Source organism: Paraglaciecola psychrophila 170 (assembly GCF_000347635.1).
In the GTDB taxonomy this organism is placed as follows: domain Bacteria; phylum Pseudomonadota; class Gammaproteobacteria; order Enterobacterales; family Alteromonadaceae; genus Paraglaciecola; species Paraglaciecola psychrophila.
The window spans coordinates 3,298,175-3,313,370 of the sequence record NC_020514.1 but is presented as its reverse complement, the minus strand read 5'-3'; the positions used below and the strand labels follow the sequence as shown (position 1 = coordinate 3,313,370).

Genomic DNA, 15,196 nt, shown 5'->3' with positions numbered 1-15,196 from the left:
AATTTATCTACATATTTGATTCAAAATAGCTATTGTTATACTGCTGATTTTTTATTTATTGGTTTGGCCATTCATTGTGATTTATCGTGACGTATTTAAGCCTTTACGGTCTAACTATCATGGATGTCATGCTAATACTTTCTTATTTCGTGAGGCCGGTGATATGGTCACACGGTGCCGACTGTTAGTGAAGGCGACCCTGCGGAGTGTGCTCCGCTAGTTCCACGAGGTCCGCCCAGCATAAACACAGCATGACAAGTTCGTTGGTAAAGAATTTATTCATTACATCCATGCAACACAATTTATGTGCCAGCATAGCTGTTGCTGTTTATTCCAAATAACCAGGCTGGACGATCATAGGTTGCTCGATGGATGAGAAACGAGTCAGATTAACTATGAGTTTGGGTTACAGTGTCGTTAAACGGGAAATGAAATCTAGCAGCTCAAAGATTATATGAGTGCGCCGGTTACCGTTGGTGTCGTCACGGTAGGGCATTTTGAGCGCGTAGCGCTCCTGGCTGCTAACGCATCTGGTCTATCGATTTCACCTACAGCAAAGAGTTCAACCTTCTGTAACAGGTTTTTTGCTGTCAATGCGCCGGAAAGTTCAGTGGGGGACGGTGAATAAGCCACAGGCTAAATAGGATCGGAAATGAAAGTAACCATGAGTATTAAAATGGCTAGCATTCCAATTATACCAAAAATAAATTCATTCATACCTATTCAACTTTATATGTAAGCTTGGTTTAAAATTAAAAGACTATGGTAGTGTCTTTAAAACACTGGAAAATAACAATTTCAATAGGTAAGTTCGTCTCGATGACATCAATCCAAGCTGGGCTTTTTGAGTAATTAGTGGTGCTGATTTAAGTCAGATATCACGTGTCTTCAGGACCCAGTAAAATCAGGGTGCGCATCCTTTTCAAAACCTGTTGCAGGACGCTATTTTCAAAAAATAAAGCATGTTTCATCCTTGTTGCACTGAGTTGTCTTGGTGAGGCTTGTGTTATGTCACTTAATATATTATTCAGGTTAGATGTTTTATCGGGCAAATACACAAGACACTTTGACTCCGCACTGTTTTATCATCTCCGTTGCGTCTAAATGCTTGAGCTTAGCCCTGGGTATTTATATGCATTTGTGTATTAGAGATTAAACCATACTAAAAATTGAGAATGTACCCGGGCGTTTAAAAGGATCCAACTGCTCTGTTCAATATAAACCGCACCCTTTTTTGAGATATTTCATATCATAATAAATGACATATTATCATTAGCAGCATTAGCCGTTCATGGTTGTAATAGTTCATATAAGCTTCGACATATTGCGTCATTGTCACTTTTTAATCTTATTCATCGGGATTCATTGTTGTGACAATTCCCTTAAAAAGTAAATGTCGATCTAAAATTAAAAAATAAAGTTGCGAATAGGGTATTATTATTTTAAAAATTATCACATCTTCAATTTAATAAGTATGACCTACGCCCAAGACCATAAAAAAATAAGGAATGTAAAGTTTATCTCATGAAAAATATGAAAAAGTATAATTATGTTGCACCATTTCACCAAAGAGAAGGTGAACGCTTAAAATCACTACATGCGACAAAGCTTCTAGATTCAGATCATAGTGAGCGGTTTGATGTTATAACAGTTCTTGCTGCAACCGTTTTTAAGGTACCTACTGCACTAATATCTCTGGTAGATTCCGACCGACAGTGGTTCTTATCCTGTCATGGGCTAGAGGGTGATGAGACACATAGGGACCGAGCATTTTGTTCTCATGCTATTAATGAAAAAGAATTATTGGTTGTGGAAGATACCCAATCCCACCCTATATTCAAAAACCATCCACTGGTGACAGGGAAGCCCTACATTCGATTTTATGCTGGCGCGGTGATCAGAGGTGAAGATACCCTGCCACTGGGAACTTTGAGTATTATTGATCAGGTACCACGAAAATTTTATGAACAAGAGCGCCAATCTTTTTTATCTATGGCCAAGCTAGTTCGACAAGAGATAGTCCAACCCGCAGAGATATCAACACACAGGATGCGCAGTAAACTGCGGAATAAAAGAGACCCCTTAACCAATGCTTTCTTGGGTGATACTTTTTTTGAAAAAATACGCGTCGCATATTCAAAAAGTGTTAATAATTGTAAATATTATGTCTTGTGTCTCGAGTTCTCAAATATCGAATATATTGAGAACCATTATGGTTATATTGTCGCTGATGAGATCATTTTGGAGTTATCTGCAAGATTAAGACGTGGTATATCTCAAATAGGCAAAAATGTACTAGGCAGAACTGAAAACACCCTATTAGGTGGATTTATTGTAATAAATCTTGATCACAATCCTGTTGTAAAGTTAATTAGTGATGTCAAAAATCATTTACAAAAATGTCTAGAAGGCCCAGTTAAAACATCGGTGTCTGAGATAGAACCCAATATAAATCTGGCCATCATTCAGGACGATTTTGGAGTGTCTGCACCCCATCAAATATACCGTATGGCAAAAGTTTTTGTAAAAGATCTTCCACAAAAACAAGGTATCAACACAGCTGTTGTCACTGAAAATATCAGAAAAGACGAATTAAAAAATATTGAACTTACCCGAGAACTAAGTGAAAACATAGAGCAAAATAAGTTGCATCTGGTTTACCAACCGAAGATTGATGCGCACAATGAGGGATTGGTAGGTCTGGAAGCACTGATAAGATGGAATCACCTTAGTCATGGCTTCGTTTCACCGCCCACTATAATCAACATTGCGTATAAATCTAATCTGATATTTAAGTTGGAAAAATGGATTTTCAAAACGGTTATCAATCAAATAAAAAAATGGAAAGATAAGGGATTTGAGGTTCCACGTGTTTCTATTAATGTAACGGGGGACACATTGCAGCACAAGGACTTTGTTAACTTTGTCACTGAGCTACTTAACCAAACAAATTTAAGTGGCGAATATTTGGATATTGAAATTGTTGAGAGCTCGTTGTTTGATAATATTGATGCCGTTATTGACATAATGAATCAATTGCGCAAACTTGGAGTATCATTTTCACTTGATGATTTTGGAACCGGTTTTTCTAATTTGGCCTATTTAAAAGTATTGCCTATAAGCTATTTGAAGATAGATAAGTCATTTATCGATAACATAATTAAAGATAAACATGCGTCTGCAATGTGCTCTGGAATCATCTCATTATCTAATAGATTGGACATGCAGACTGTTGCTGAAGGTGTTGAATCAGAATTCCAGGTAATAGCACTTAGGGCCATGCGCTGCAATTTCATCCAAGGTTATCACTACTCTAAGCCTCTCGGCGTAGTAGAATTAGAAACTAAGTATTACAACGTAAGTCTAAAAGATTGACCTAGGATATGCATTATTAATAATATGGGTCTTCTGATGCGTAATTTGTTGGTATTGATTTGTTTATGCAACACTCGGGCCACTTAAAATAAAATCTAACACGTACATCGTTCATGCCCTGAAACAATCCATCATTTTACTTTACCTGAGATCTGCTTAAGCGATGACCATAGAGTTCAGCACTACGTCAGTTAAATTAAGGCTTAGCTTATTTTCTTTTAAACAATAAGCGACCAATCCCGCGAGTAAGTTCAGCATAAAGCCGTTCATACGTAAACGCGCAATTAAGCAGTGCGCTTAGCTATAATCGAAGTCTAGCTGCACATTCCAAGGCATTAGCTCGGTAAAGTCATCATCAATATGCTGGCGATTAGGCAATGCTTTAAATAGATGTTGGATGTAATAATAAGGACTGATGTCATTGGCCCGACATGTCATCACGATACTATAAAGTATTGCGCTTGCCTTAGCCCTGTTGACTGATTTTGAGAATAACCAATTTTTCGACTTGTCGTAAATGGCCTAATATCTCGTTCGGTTATATTATTATCAATCCCCAAGTGTCCATCTTCAACATACCGAATTAATTTATGCCATTGGTTGATATTGTAGCTGATGGCTTTATCAATATAGCTACCCGTTGTGACTTTATCTTGCACCTCATCAAGCCATGTTTTAAATTTGGTTAAAATTGACAGCGCTTTTTTCTGCCTGAGTTGGTAACGCTCATCTGACGAGAGTTTTTTATTTTTAGCTTGCGTTTCCAGTTTATATAATTTGCTAATGAAGCTAATCGCCTTATGGGCACGGCCTTTACTTTTTGATTCGGCTTTTAAGGCGTTATTATATTTCCGTCTGGCATGGGCCCAACAACCCACAGGCGTGATGTCTTCAATACCGTCATAAACACTGTAACCATCGCATTATAGATAGCCTTGATACACCGCTAAAAATGCTTGGGCGCAAGCGCGACTTCGACCTGCTTGATAGTCATAAATGACCACCGGTTGTTGGCTGTTTTCATGACCGCGATACACCCACATATATGACTTACTCCTCGGTGATTTCCCTTCATCTAACACTTGCACATGGGTTTCATCCGCGCATAGGCTATGCTCCTTAAGCAAATGAAGCCGCATAGCTTCAACCAAGGGTTGGATAATATCTCCCGCATTAATACACCAGTTCGCTAAGGTGCTGCGTGATAAACGTCAGCCACAACGTTTAAAAATATCAACTTGTCGATAAAGTGGCAGTGCATCGCAGTATTTCGCAGTCACTACCGCAGCTACCGCAGCTATCGCCTCAGGACTGGCGATACTGCCAGGAATAGGTTGTGCTGGTTTGGGAGCGGTAATGATTTTACTGCTAAGCTTTTCGTGCTCGCAGCTTCTACACGCTCAAAGCGTGAAGCTAGTACCTGTTTACCTTTCTTATGATGTTGAGGTGGCTCACTGGATTGATGCTGCTCGGCTTCGTTAGAGGTACCGCGCGGTGCCTTTTCACTTTTCTTACCGTATTTTTGTGACTGACTTAATTTTAGCTCGGCAAGTAAATGGTCAATGCGGGTTTGCATTTCCATTTTATCTTCTACCCAAGCTTGTTTCTCAGCCTGCAAGGTATCAATCTGTACTTGCAGGCGCACCAGTTGTTTTTGTTCAATGCTTATGGCGGTATGTGCTGCAGCAGATTTAGGCCACCGGAAACGGCCTTGCTCAAGGCGACGACAATAGAGCCAGAAACCATTTGTATCCCAAAATAGTATTTTTAATTTATCGCGCTGCTTATTATAAAAAACAAACCATGCCTGACTCAATGGATCAAGTGACAAGATATCGCTGACAATAATACTGAGCCCATTGATTGATTTTCTGATGTCGGTAAAGCCCGTGACCAAATAGACTTGTTGTGGTGCTGCATCAAAGTAGTTTCAACAATTGCGCTAACGCTTGGGGCGCTAGCGTCGAGTCGAAGTTTACTTGGTAGCCTGTAGGTGTGGAGAGTTTTATCATTGAAGATTGAGAGAACGACTGCTCATTAATAACGAACGGGATAATCTGTTGCGGCTGGATTTTCTTTGTTTGACGAGTAAGGCGGTTACGCCAGGCGTAGAAAGTTGATATGTTTATTTTTTATCGCGACAAAATTGAACAATGCTCAAACCACTAGATTGTTGCCACTCAAAAACATTTTTCCAGTGTTGTTTTTTTGAATATCCATAATTACCTCATGTTAATTTACTGAGATAATTATGCTGAAGCGCGATTAATATTGATATGTGGGGGTAATTACACGCTTACGTTCATACTCCGATGCCTTGAGTGTTCGATATAAGAAATATTCTTAAGTTGGTCGTTTATTGTTTCAATTATATAGCGCCTTGAAAGCATGGCTCTATCCCACAACGATATAGCTTTTGCTTTCATATTTTTGCGAACGGTTGTGATGAGACTTACACCTTTGTCTAATAAATCCGCTTCCAAAGCTTTACTCAAATAGCCTTTGTATCCATACAATTTATCAGTCAAACCTTCTGCTAATTCACGTACGGGTTGGGTGTCATGCACATTGTCGGTTGTGACTTTCGCAGCAACAATTTCACCGTGATGATTGACGACTAAGTGGAGCTTGAAACCATAAAACCAACCCATAGTACCTTTACCTCGTTGAGCGATACCGTTGAAGGTTTTATGTCTAGGTATTCGGATGTTATGACACACCTTGATGCTTATAGAGTCAATGAATTCGAGTCCTGTGGGCTTTCCTTTAAGTGATGTGAAGTAGACGCACATGGGCACAATAACTCTAGGCATGACCGCTAGAAATTGTGTGTAACTCAATAAATTTGGAGACTCATTTTTGTACACAAGAGATACATACCCAAGAGAGTAGTTTTTGAAATCACGGTAATGTGACATATGAAAACTGACGACAATCGTCATGATTTCATATGTGGTCATTTGCCCTTCTCTCTGACGTTTTCGCGTACCGTCTTCAAGCAGTTGTTTACACCATTGAGGAATAAATACTTTGCAAAAATCATCGACATCACAAAACAACTCAACTAATTTACTCATGCCTGTTCCTTTTTTAGATTCATCTCTTTTTATCGAAAGATCGGATCTTGGAACAGGTATCTAGTTCAATTTCTTAAACAGGATTCAGGTTAATTAGTATCACCGTAGACACATCTTCATTAAAGCGTTGGCCTCTGTCATTCACGTAACCGATATTCTTTTGCTTTACCGAGTGGGTATGGTCTTTAATCTTTTTTTACGCGCGGGCGGTAACTCGTCTTTGGCAGTATTAGTAAACAACGCCCCTTGGTCAGGATTTTCAATGAGCTACTTTTTAAATTTACGGCCAAAAAACTGATGTTTGAACCCGTGGGGTTGACGCTGCAGTTGCTCGAACTGCGCTTGTGAGGCTGATAACTTTGCCACTACTTTTGCGTATTCCTATAAGAGAATACTATCAATGTTTTGGGGTAATGTAGCGGGGTTTTTCATGCTGCGGCGTGCAGCAACGCAAGCTACTGAATTCGCGTGTTTAGTTTACCGTTTTGCCAATAAAAACCATCAATTAAACACTTTGACTTCGGTTGTTAAGGGCACTTTACCCTCAGAGCCAGCCATATTCTCGCAGTTGCTTCGCTTCAATTTTTTGAACATAACAGAAATCTGTTTGTTGATAATATAACACCTTAATCAATGTGCGTTTACGATAGGTTATCGCAATTCAATTTGCCATTGCTTTGTATTTGGCGCAGTCAACATCATCGTGTTGTTCGGCCATAATCCGAGTTGCGTTGTGGCAGTGCAATTTCATTTATTTTTAGCGTTGCAAATAAAATGTCGATTTACAGATATTGTGTGTATGGCAAAATTGCGCGATAGTCATGACGCTAACTTTTTGGACGTCGATAAGTTGTTGCTATTCTTCGGGGTCATGTCGAATCTTTGACGTGATCTGCTACTATTAACAATGACTATATTGATTGAGGTAGGATTACATTAAAGTGAATGTCAAAGAACACTGTCATATTTTTTGACACTTTTCTCTTGATTACCGGAAATAAATATATAAGCATATGATTTTAAAGGCATTGTAATTATTGGCACAATAAATGCTTCAACTAATCATGATGTATGTGCTTATATGCGTGAAATGATTTAAACGTCGAATAGATAACCAAACAATTAATTAGCGTACTATTCGCATCTTAAGTACTTTCGCTCAGTCTCGAAGTAAACGCAACGTTGATGTTAAATCTAACTCTGAGAATCTAGAAGGTGTTCTGACGCAAGGTGATGAACTCTAATGTAATCAATGTGCAGAACGTTTGCTTTAGGAGCGTCATTCTCTGCATTGCGTGCGGCCGAAAGAGTCCAGAAAACCTTTTGGGTATCATAAAAATTAGCGAGCTCGAAATAATATGAAAGACATAAACTGTGTAGTATTACTTAACATACTAATCCTAATATGTAATATAATATTCTGTACTATAATATCGTTTGGTTTAAATTACTTTCTAGATACGCCTTTTACTTTTGCCAATATTGTTCTATTTATAATTACTCTCAGTGTGATTCAATTATCTATAATGAATATAGTTGGTGTGAATCGCCATTAGGTGTTGTTAAAAGACCTGCTCAATAGGTATGCGTTTAGGTGTTTGGCAATTGTACTGGACCGGATAACCGTATAAATTCGTCTGTGTAACGCCAAATAAAAGCTTCAAACTTTTAAGGATAAAACGGAGATTTGGTGGATATTGGGATGTTAATCGGCGAAGCTGCATAGTTGATAAACCAAACTCAGTGTATTGTTTATCATATAAACTCATCGTTGAGCAATTTTAGTGCTGCATTACTCTTCCCTGCGCAGCTTGGTGGGGTGATATATTATTGCGCCATACCGTTCCACCAGCAAGCAATTTTGTGGCAGAAATAGGACCATCCGCATAAATAAATCCACAACAGTTTGTTGAAAACCAGCACGGCGAACCTTGTTGGTATGAATATTGTCGTTACGGATAAATAGATATGTTGCTTCAAGTAATGCGCTGTTTCTTTCACAAGGTAGTTATGCTGATTTTCCGTTAAACTGACCTATCCGTCCGGCAATATCTATTAATCAATGGGTTCGTCTGGTATCGCCAATGGCTAAAGTTCCAAATGTATTTTTGTGCCCAGAGTTTTGCATTATGAGGTGTCAGTGTCATCAATACTTTGCCTGAACATTAACAAGATATCGATCGTTATCAACGAAGTTGTCAGAAGTTCCACTCAACAGAATTTTTATGTATGAGTCAGCTGCTATTCGAACCCGTGCGTCACTTCAGTACCCAGATTGTATCCATGCAAGCCATGAGATTAGTGTTGTTATTCGAGGGTGTGAACAAATCGTATTGAAACAGCCCTTCATTGTGTAACCCCATCAAACCCACCCCGCACTTGTAATAACGCACATTAGGTTTGTATAGCTGCGACATGGCAATTTCAATGACCTTAAGAATAATGAAATTATCGAAGGTAAACGGGATGTGCAATTTGACGATTAAGTATCCTGAGATCTGCTTAAGCGGTAACCATAGAGTTCAGCTCTACGTCAGTTAAATTATGGCTTGGTTTATTGTTTCAATTATATAGCGCCTTGAAAGCATGGCCCTATCCCACAACGATATAGCTTTTTCTTTCATGTTTTTGCGAACGGTTGTGATGAGACTTACACCTTTGTCTAATAAATCCGCTTCCAAAGCTTTACTCAAATAGCCTTTGTCTCCATACAATTTATCAGCTAAACCTTCTGCTAATTCACGTATGGGTTGAGTGTCATGCACATTGCCGGTTGTGACTTTCGCAGCAACAATTTCACCGTGATGATTGACGACTAAGTGGAGCTTGAAGCCATAAAACCAACCCATAGTACCTTTACCTCGTTGAGCGATACCGTCGAAGGTTTTATGTTTAGGTATTCAGATGTTATGACACTGATCTGTGTTGAACTGCCTAGAAAAGAGTACGGAATAATTTTTATAATTTTTATAATTTTTATAATTTTTATAAATATTGAGTTGATCGCTAGGGGTGATTAAAATTTACTAATAGTATCTTAGTCGATTTGCTGAAGAGCAGCTAATAAGTCCGATGGAAAGATGACGGTACTAGCAGAGTCTGCAGTCAGTTTAGTATTTATGAGCATTTTGAAGGGAGTACTAATAAATGGGCATAATAACTTATGAAAATGTAATTGACATTAGAAAGTACCAAGGGTCTCAGGGTAAGAATAAAAATCAAGGTGCCAGTCTAAGAATAAAATATTGTACTGAATATTGTGTAGTTTGCCCAAAGACCACAACAGCCATTCAAATTGGTAAAAATGTTTATATTAAACCAAACGTTGTAATAATAAAAGGGAAACAGTTCCAGATATCTAATCCTATGTTTCGGATATTGTGTGCTTTTAACGAGCACCAAGGAGAAGTCTTAAGTAGGGCTTTTTTGCTGGCTTATGCTTGGGGTCCAAATAAAACAGTTAAAAATAGTCTAACGGTTGCTATGTATGAATTAAGGTTGGTGCTGTTGAATACAACTAAATTGGAAATAGTAACTGTACGCGGCACAGGCTATAAAATGTTCAATACAAATCAAGGTAAGTATTAATGATAAACATTCAGTCAGTATCTGTCTCGCATGAGAATAAAGAATATATTGTATACCCTAGGGTTGAATTAATTACTGACTGTATGTCCAATAAACGTGGCGTTTACGAGGTTTTATGCACTGTAATGCATAGCGACATACAAATATGCCCTACGCAGTTTTTTGTTGAATTAACCAGTCGCGAAACTTACATGATTTATCGGCACGCATTAGAAAGTCTGAACAAGCAAACAAAGGCTGATATTTCACTCAATGTGAATATTAATTTCTTAAAGTCAAGTTATGTTGAAATGATTTTGTCAGAATTCGGTAACGATACGATCATAATGGAGTTAGTCGAAAGCAGTACTTTGCTATCAATAATTAACATTCAAGACCGATTAGATGAAATTAGAAAAAATCCGCGACTTCGCATATGGCTTGACGATTTTGGAACCGAGCAGTCAAACTTTGATGTCATTAATGTGATAAATTTTGATGGTTTGAAAATGGCAAAAGAGCTTTTTTGGGATTTACATAAATGCGACCACATTCTACTGAAACGCATGATTAAAATGATGAAAAGAAAGTCTGACAACGTGATAATTGAAGGTGTTGACAGTTTTGACAAGTATATTTTTTGCAAAGAACAGCAGTGTTTGATGCAAGGCTACTTTTTTAATGAAATTAACAAAATAGCCGTTTTCTGAGTATGGATCAGCAATTACACCAAACTACGTTAAATCTAATATCGCTGATACACTTTTATCAACGAGCTAGTGGTGATAACGAAAAAATAAGAAATGCAATTCAGTTTTCCGAGTCACTTAAGGATGAAGGTATTGGAGCATCAAATGAAAAGCGAAAGTTACAATTTTGCTCCGAAGCTGTACTAGCGATTGCTTCAGTTGTTGAAAGTAAATCCGAAACTATCAATAAGGGGTGGATTGCATCACTTCTAGACAGAGAGGAAATCGATTTTATACGAGATATGGTGCTAAAGGACGACCGGGACGAAGATAAATATGAAAGTAATCAAGTAAATAATAAAAAACAAATGGGCCGCTATAGAACATGAGTTTGTTGTCATGTGCCACATTGGTGGACGCCAATTATTGACTTGAGATTGTATGTCATTTGCTTACTCAAAAGCTAAGCAAATCCAGCAAAACATATCACATTTAATATCTTTATCTAAAAAGTGACCAGATTATATTATGTTAGTACACTTAAAAAAGCAATCAAGCAAATATTGCAAAACGCTGTTCGTCTCAGCATCTATTTTGTTAATGAACGGATGCAGCATGGTCCCCGGAAGTCACTTTGTAGGGGTTGATGATGGGAGGGAGACTGCTACGCTAGAGCAAGACCTGTCCAACGTTAGGATTTCAGTGATTGACTCCGGTCTTATTGCCCAACTAAAAGAACAATCACAAGCTCAAACGCAAAACCAAAAAACACGCCAGTTATAACAGAAGGTTATGAGTACATTTTAGGTATTGGCGATGTGTTATCTATTGGCGTTTGGGATCACCCCGAATTATCACTACCCGCTGGAATGCAAAGAACTGCTGCCTTTGACGGTTTTAGAGTTAAAACAGATGGCACCATCAATTTTGCATATGCAGCTGATATTCCCGCGGCGGATAAAACACTTAAGCAGTTCAGCGAACTGCTAGTGGAAGAACTTAGCAAGGTGATCCAAAAACCACAGATAGATATTAAAGTGGTTGATTTTAGAAGTCAGCGTGTCTACGTTACTGGCGAAGTAAAACAACCAGGGGTATTTCCAGTCACTGAAACGCCATTAACCTTAATTGATGCCATTAACCAAGCTGGCGGATTAAATGAGCGTGCTAATTGGCGCACGGTTAATTTCACTCGAGATAATCAAGTCCAAATCATCAAGCTAGATGACTTTTATACTATGGGTGATATCTCTCAAAATCGCTTATTACAACACAATGACATTATTCATATTAATCGCATCGATAATCAAAAAGTATTTGTCTTAGGGGATGTAAGTAAAGCCGGTAGCATTGAAATTAATCGTTATGGCCTAAGCCTTGCTGAAGCACTCAGTGATGTCGGCGGGTTAAATGAAAGCACCGCAAATGCCAATGGCGTGTTTGTATTACGTAAACGAGCCAACTCTGAAAATGGTGTGTTTGCCGATGTCTATCAGTTGCACGCACAAAATGTGGTCGCCCTGGTATTAGCAGACCAATTTAAGCTACAAGCCCGCGATATCGTTTACGTTACCACGGCGCCTATCGCCCGCTGGAATCGCTTAATTAGCCAATTAGTACCCACTATTCTATCGTTTGATAAGATACCAGTCATTAAAAGTAATAGCGGTGTACTTTAATGGCCATGTTTAACGCTATTTTAGTTGTATGTGCCGGTAATATTTGCCGAAGTCCTACTGCTGAACAGCTTTTAAAAAATAAATTAGCTGATAACGATATTACGGTGTCGTCAGCGGGACTAAAGGCGCTAGTGGGTAAAAGCGCTGACGCAAGAGCTGCAACAATTGCGCTACGTAATAATATTGATATGAGCGCTCATAAAGCGCGACAGCTAAGTAGTTCATTTATCACTGGAAATGATCTGATACTGGTTATGGAGCAACGCCACCTAAATGATTTGTGCGACCAATACCCCAATGTCAGAGGAAAAGTGTTTTTGCTGGGGAAATGGCTAAATGATGCTGAGATTTCTGATCCTTATCGGCAAAGTGATGAAGCGTTTGAACATGTTTATCAATTAATCGATAAGTGTTGTGACGCTTGGGCAAAGTACTTATAAAAAAGGAGTAGTAAATAGCATCCACATAAACCTGAACTATCGACCGAATAAATCCTAAAAAACGAGAAACAAGATTAAAATTCAACTATGAGTCATAAAAAATATGTCACTAAAAGAAGTTAACAAAGCACCAATCAAATATAGCCATCAAGTTGATAATCTATCCGATGACGTTATTGACTTGCGGGCTTTTTTTGGAACTATTTTCGAACGCAAATTATTGATTGTCTCAGTAACCGCCGTTTTTGCCCTGGTTGGTATTGCTATCGCGGTATTATCAACTCCCGTTTATAAAGCAGATGCCATGATACAAGTGGAAGACAGCAATTCGACAATGCCTGGGCTTGATGGTGTGAGCTCTTTTTATGAAGGCGTATCTGAAGCGGTCACTGAAATTGAATTATTAAAATCTCGCTCCGTTATTGGTGAAGCCGTTGATATTTTAAAGTTAGATATAGTTGCAACGCCTAAATTGTATCCCTACATTGGCGAGCGAAGCTTTAGACTGTTCAATCCGACGGCAGTCGGTGATGTTGCCGAACCGAGATTTGGCGCAAAAAGTTATGCATGGGGCGGCGAAAAAATCGACGTGCTTTTGTTTGATGTACCTCAAAATGCCTTAGGTACAAAGTATATCTTGCAAGCTGTTGATAATCAGCAGTTTAAGTTACTGAATGCAAATGGCGACTTTATTTTGCAGGGTAAAGTGGGTGAAGAGGTAACTAATGGCGACTTTACGTTAAAAATCGAGACTCTAGTGGCTCGGACGGGCACCGAATTTGTTATGTCACGTAACAGCCGCTTAAGCGCTATTATTAGCTTGCAATCTAGGATAGGTGCAAGTGAAAAGGGCAAAGACTCAGGTATAATCAACTTAAGTTTTCAGAATAAAAACCCTGAGTATAGCAAAAAAATACTAAATACAGTTGCTCAAGTATATGTAAAGAGAAATATAGATCGTAACTCGGCAGAGGCTAAAAAATCACTCGACTTTTTAGCTGAACAACTACCTGATATAAAAACACAATTAGAAAAATCAGAAGAGATACTTAATAATTATCAGATTAGTCAGAAAAGCGTCAACATTGAGTTAGAGACATCTGCAATATTGACGCAAATTGTTGTACTTAATACTAAATTACAAGGATTGGAGCTGAACCGTTTAGAGGCCTCGCGTTTGTTCAAACAAAACCACCCAAATTATAGAGGCCTAGTCGAACAAATAGCTAAAGTACAAGATCAACGTGATGGCTTATCCAAACAAGTTTTACAATTACCTGAAACCCAGCAAGAGCTGCTGCGATTGATGCGTGATGTTAAAGTGGGTAATGCAATATACACTATGTTATTGGGTAAAATGCAAGAGTTAGATATTGCCCGTGCAGGTACCGTAGGCAATGTGCGCATCATTGATGTCGCGGCAGTTGACACATCCAGCCCAGTTGCACCTAAAAAGCGGTCAATTGTGGTAATGGCCACGTTACTCGGTGGTATGTTAGCAATAGTTATTGTATTACTACAAAAAGCATTTAACACAGGCATTACAAAACCTAGCGAAATTGAGGGCCTCGGCTTTTCAGTGTATGCAACTATTCCGTACTCGAGTAATCAAAAAGCCATTAGCGATAAGATAAGTAACTCAGAAGAGCAACATCAATCTGAAATATTAGCCATTCTTGATCCTGCAGATTTAGCTGTCGAAGCGTTTCGTACATTGCGAACCAGTTTGCATTTTGCGATGTTTGAGGCCGAGGATAACGTGCTTATTCTATCCGGACCATCCTCAGACATTGGCAAGTCATTTATCTCGGCTAACTTAGCGGCGGTACTAGTTCAAACTGGCAAAAAAGTATTACTAATTGACGGCGATATGCGCCGAGGAGATTTACATAAGGTATTCGGGATGAAGCCTGAAATAGGATTGTCAGAGTTTTTGTCACAACAAATAACGAGTGAACAGAGTATTATTAAGGCTTCAGGCACAGATGGTTTGGATCTAGTTAGTCGTGGTAAAATTCCCCCTAACCCATCAGAATTACTAATGCATAGAAGCTTTAGTAAATTTGTGGAAGAGATGAGGTCAAAATATGACTTTGTTATTATCGATACCCCACCTGCTTTAGCCGTTGTTGACGCCACTATAATCGGTGGTGTTGGAGGCTGTTTGTTACTCGTTGCTCGTTATGAAAAAAATTCGATCAAAGAACTCGAACATACCAATCAACGTTTTAAACAAAATGGGCTCGATATTAAAGGCGTAATTTTAAACGGTGTATCGAGAAAATCCCAAAATGCTTATGACAATGCTGGATATTACATTTATGACTATACGTCAGCTAAGGGATAAGGTATTTCCTGATGTATTTAAG

At 38.6% G+C, this 15,196-nt stretch carries 6 protein-coding genes and 5 pseudogenes; 7 read left to right on the top strand and 4 right to left on the bottom strand.

The genetic code is table 11. From position 1 onward, the window contains the following. Positions 1–1,524 precede the first annotated feature (1,524 nt). Entirely contained in the window at positions 1,525–3,375 is a 1,851-nt protein-coding gene (locus C427_RS14425) for a sensor domain-containing phosphodiesterase (protein WP_007635161.1), read from the top strand. 156 nt (positions 3,376–3,531) lie between these two features. On the opposite strand, the pseudogene C427_RS29015 reads toward C427_RS14425, so the two are convergent. The 4 pseudogenes from C427_RS29015 to C427_RS14395 all read right to left on the bottom strand — a co-directional run. Beyond that, positions 3,532–3,645: pseudogene (locus tag C427_RS29015) on the bottom strand (IS982 family transposase); the annotation flags it as partial. A 27-nt stretch (positions 3,646–3,672) separates the two neighbouring features. Then, a pseudogene (tnpC, locus tag C427_RS27625) lies at positions 3,673–5,272 on the bottom strand (IS66 family transposase). 406 nt (positions 5,273–5,678) lie between these two features. Then, positions 5,679–6,452: pseudogene (locus tag C427_RS14405) on the bottom strand (IS982 family transposase); the annotation flags it as partial. Between the two features lie 2,543 nt (positions 6,453–8,995). Beyond that, positions 8,996–9,367 (bottom strand): annotated as a pseudogene (locus C427_RS14395) (IS982 family transposase); the annotation flags it as partial. A gap of 232 nt (positions 9,368–9,599) precedes the next feature. On the opposite strand from C427_RS14395, the gene C427_RS14390 reads away from it, so the two are divergent. From C427_RS14390 to C427_RS14365, 6 genes and pseudogenes are all read left to right on the top strand, one after another. Further along, positions 9,600–10,040 carry a winged helix-turn-helix domain-containing protein gene (locus tag C427_RS14390; protein ID WP_007636603.1) on the top strand — a complete coding sequence of 147 codons (441 nt, stop codon included), beginning with the start codon at positions 9,600–9,602 and terminating at the stop codon, positions 10,038–10,040. Beyond that, a complete protein-coding gene (locus C427_RS14385) occupies positions 10,040–10,729 on the top strand; it encodes an EAL domain-containing protein (RefSeq protein ID WP_007636605.1) in 690 nt (229 codons plus the stop codon). Before C427_RS14390 ends, C427_RS14385 begins: the two co-directional genes overlap by 1 nt. Positions 10,730–10,731: 2 nt before the next feature. After that, entirely contained in the window at positions 10,732–11,097 is a 366-nt protein-coding gene (locus C427_RS14380; RefSeq protein ID WP_007636607.1) for a hypothetical protein, read from the top strand. A 139-nt stretch (positions 11,098–11,236) separates the two neighbouring features. Beyond that, positions 11,237–12,387 (top strand): annotated as a pseudogene (locus C427_RS14375) (polysaccharide export protein). Positions 12,388–12,392: 5 nt separating this feature from the next. Then, the gene (locus tag C427_RS14370; protein WP_187292421.1) at positions 12,393–12,827 is read left to right on the top strand and encodes a low molecular weight protein-tyrosine-phosphatase; all 435 of its coding nucleotides are present in this window, start codon (positions 12,393–12,395) and stop codon (positions 12,825–12,827) included. 103 nt (positions 12,828–12,930) lie between these two features. Next, positions 12,931–15,174: a polysaccharide biosynthesis tyrosine autokinase gene (locus tag C427_RS14365; RefSeq protein WP_007636613.1), complete on the top strand. Its 2,244-nt coding sequence runs from the start codon at positions 12,931–12,933 to the stop codon at positions 15,172–15,174. The last annotated feature ends 22 nt before the right edge of the window (positions 15,175–15,196 follow it).

Excerpts from the sequence above, each read along its gene's own strand:
- C427_RS14380 (WP_007636607.1), top strand. The coding sequence starts at position 10,732 with ATGGATCAGCAATTACACCAAACTACGTTAAATCTAATATCGCTGATA.
- C427_RS14425 (WP_007635161.1), top strand. The coding sequence starts at position 1,525 with ATGAAAAATATGAAAAAGTATAATTATGTTGCACCATTTCACCAAAGA.
- C427_RS14390 (WP_007636603.1), top strand. The coding sequence starts at position 9,600 with ATGGGCATAATAACTTATGAAAATGTAATTGACATTAGAAAGTACCAA.
- C427_RS14385 (WP_007636605.1), top strand. The coding sequence starts at position 10,040 with ATGATAAACATTCAGTCAGTATCTGTCTCGCATGAGAATAAAGAATAT.
- C427_RS14370 (WP_187292421.1), top strand. The coding sequence starts at position 12,393 with ATGTTTAACGCTATTTTAGTTGTATGTGCCGGTAATATTTGCCGAAGT.
- C427_RS14365 (WP_007636613.1), top strand. The coding sequence starts at position 12,931 with ATGTCACTAAAAGAAGTTAACAAAGCACCAATCAAATATAGCCATCAA.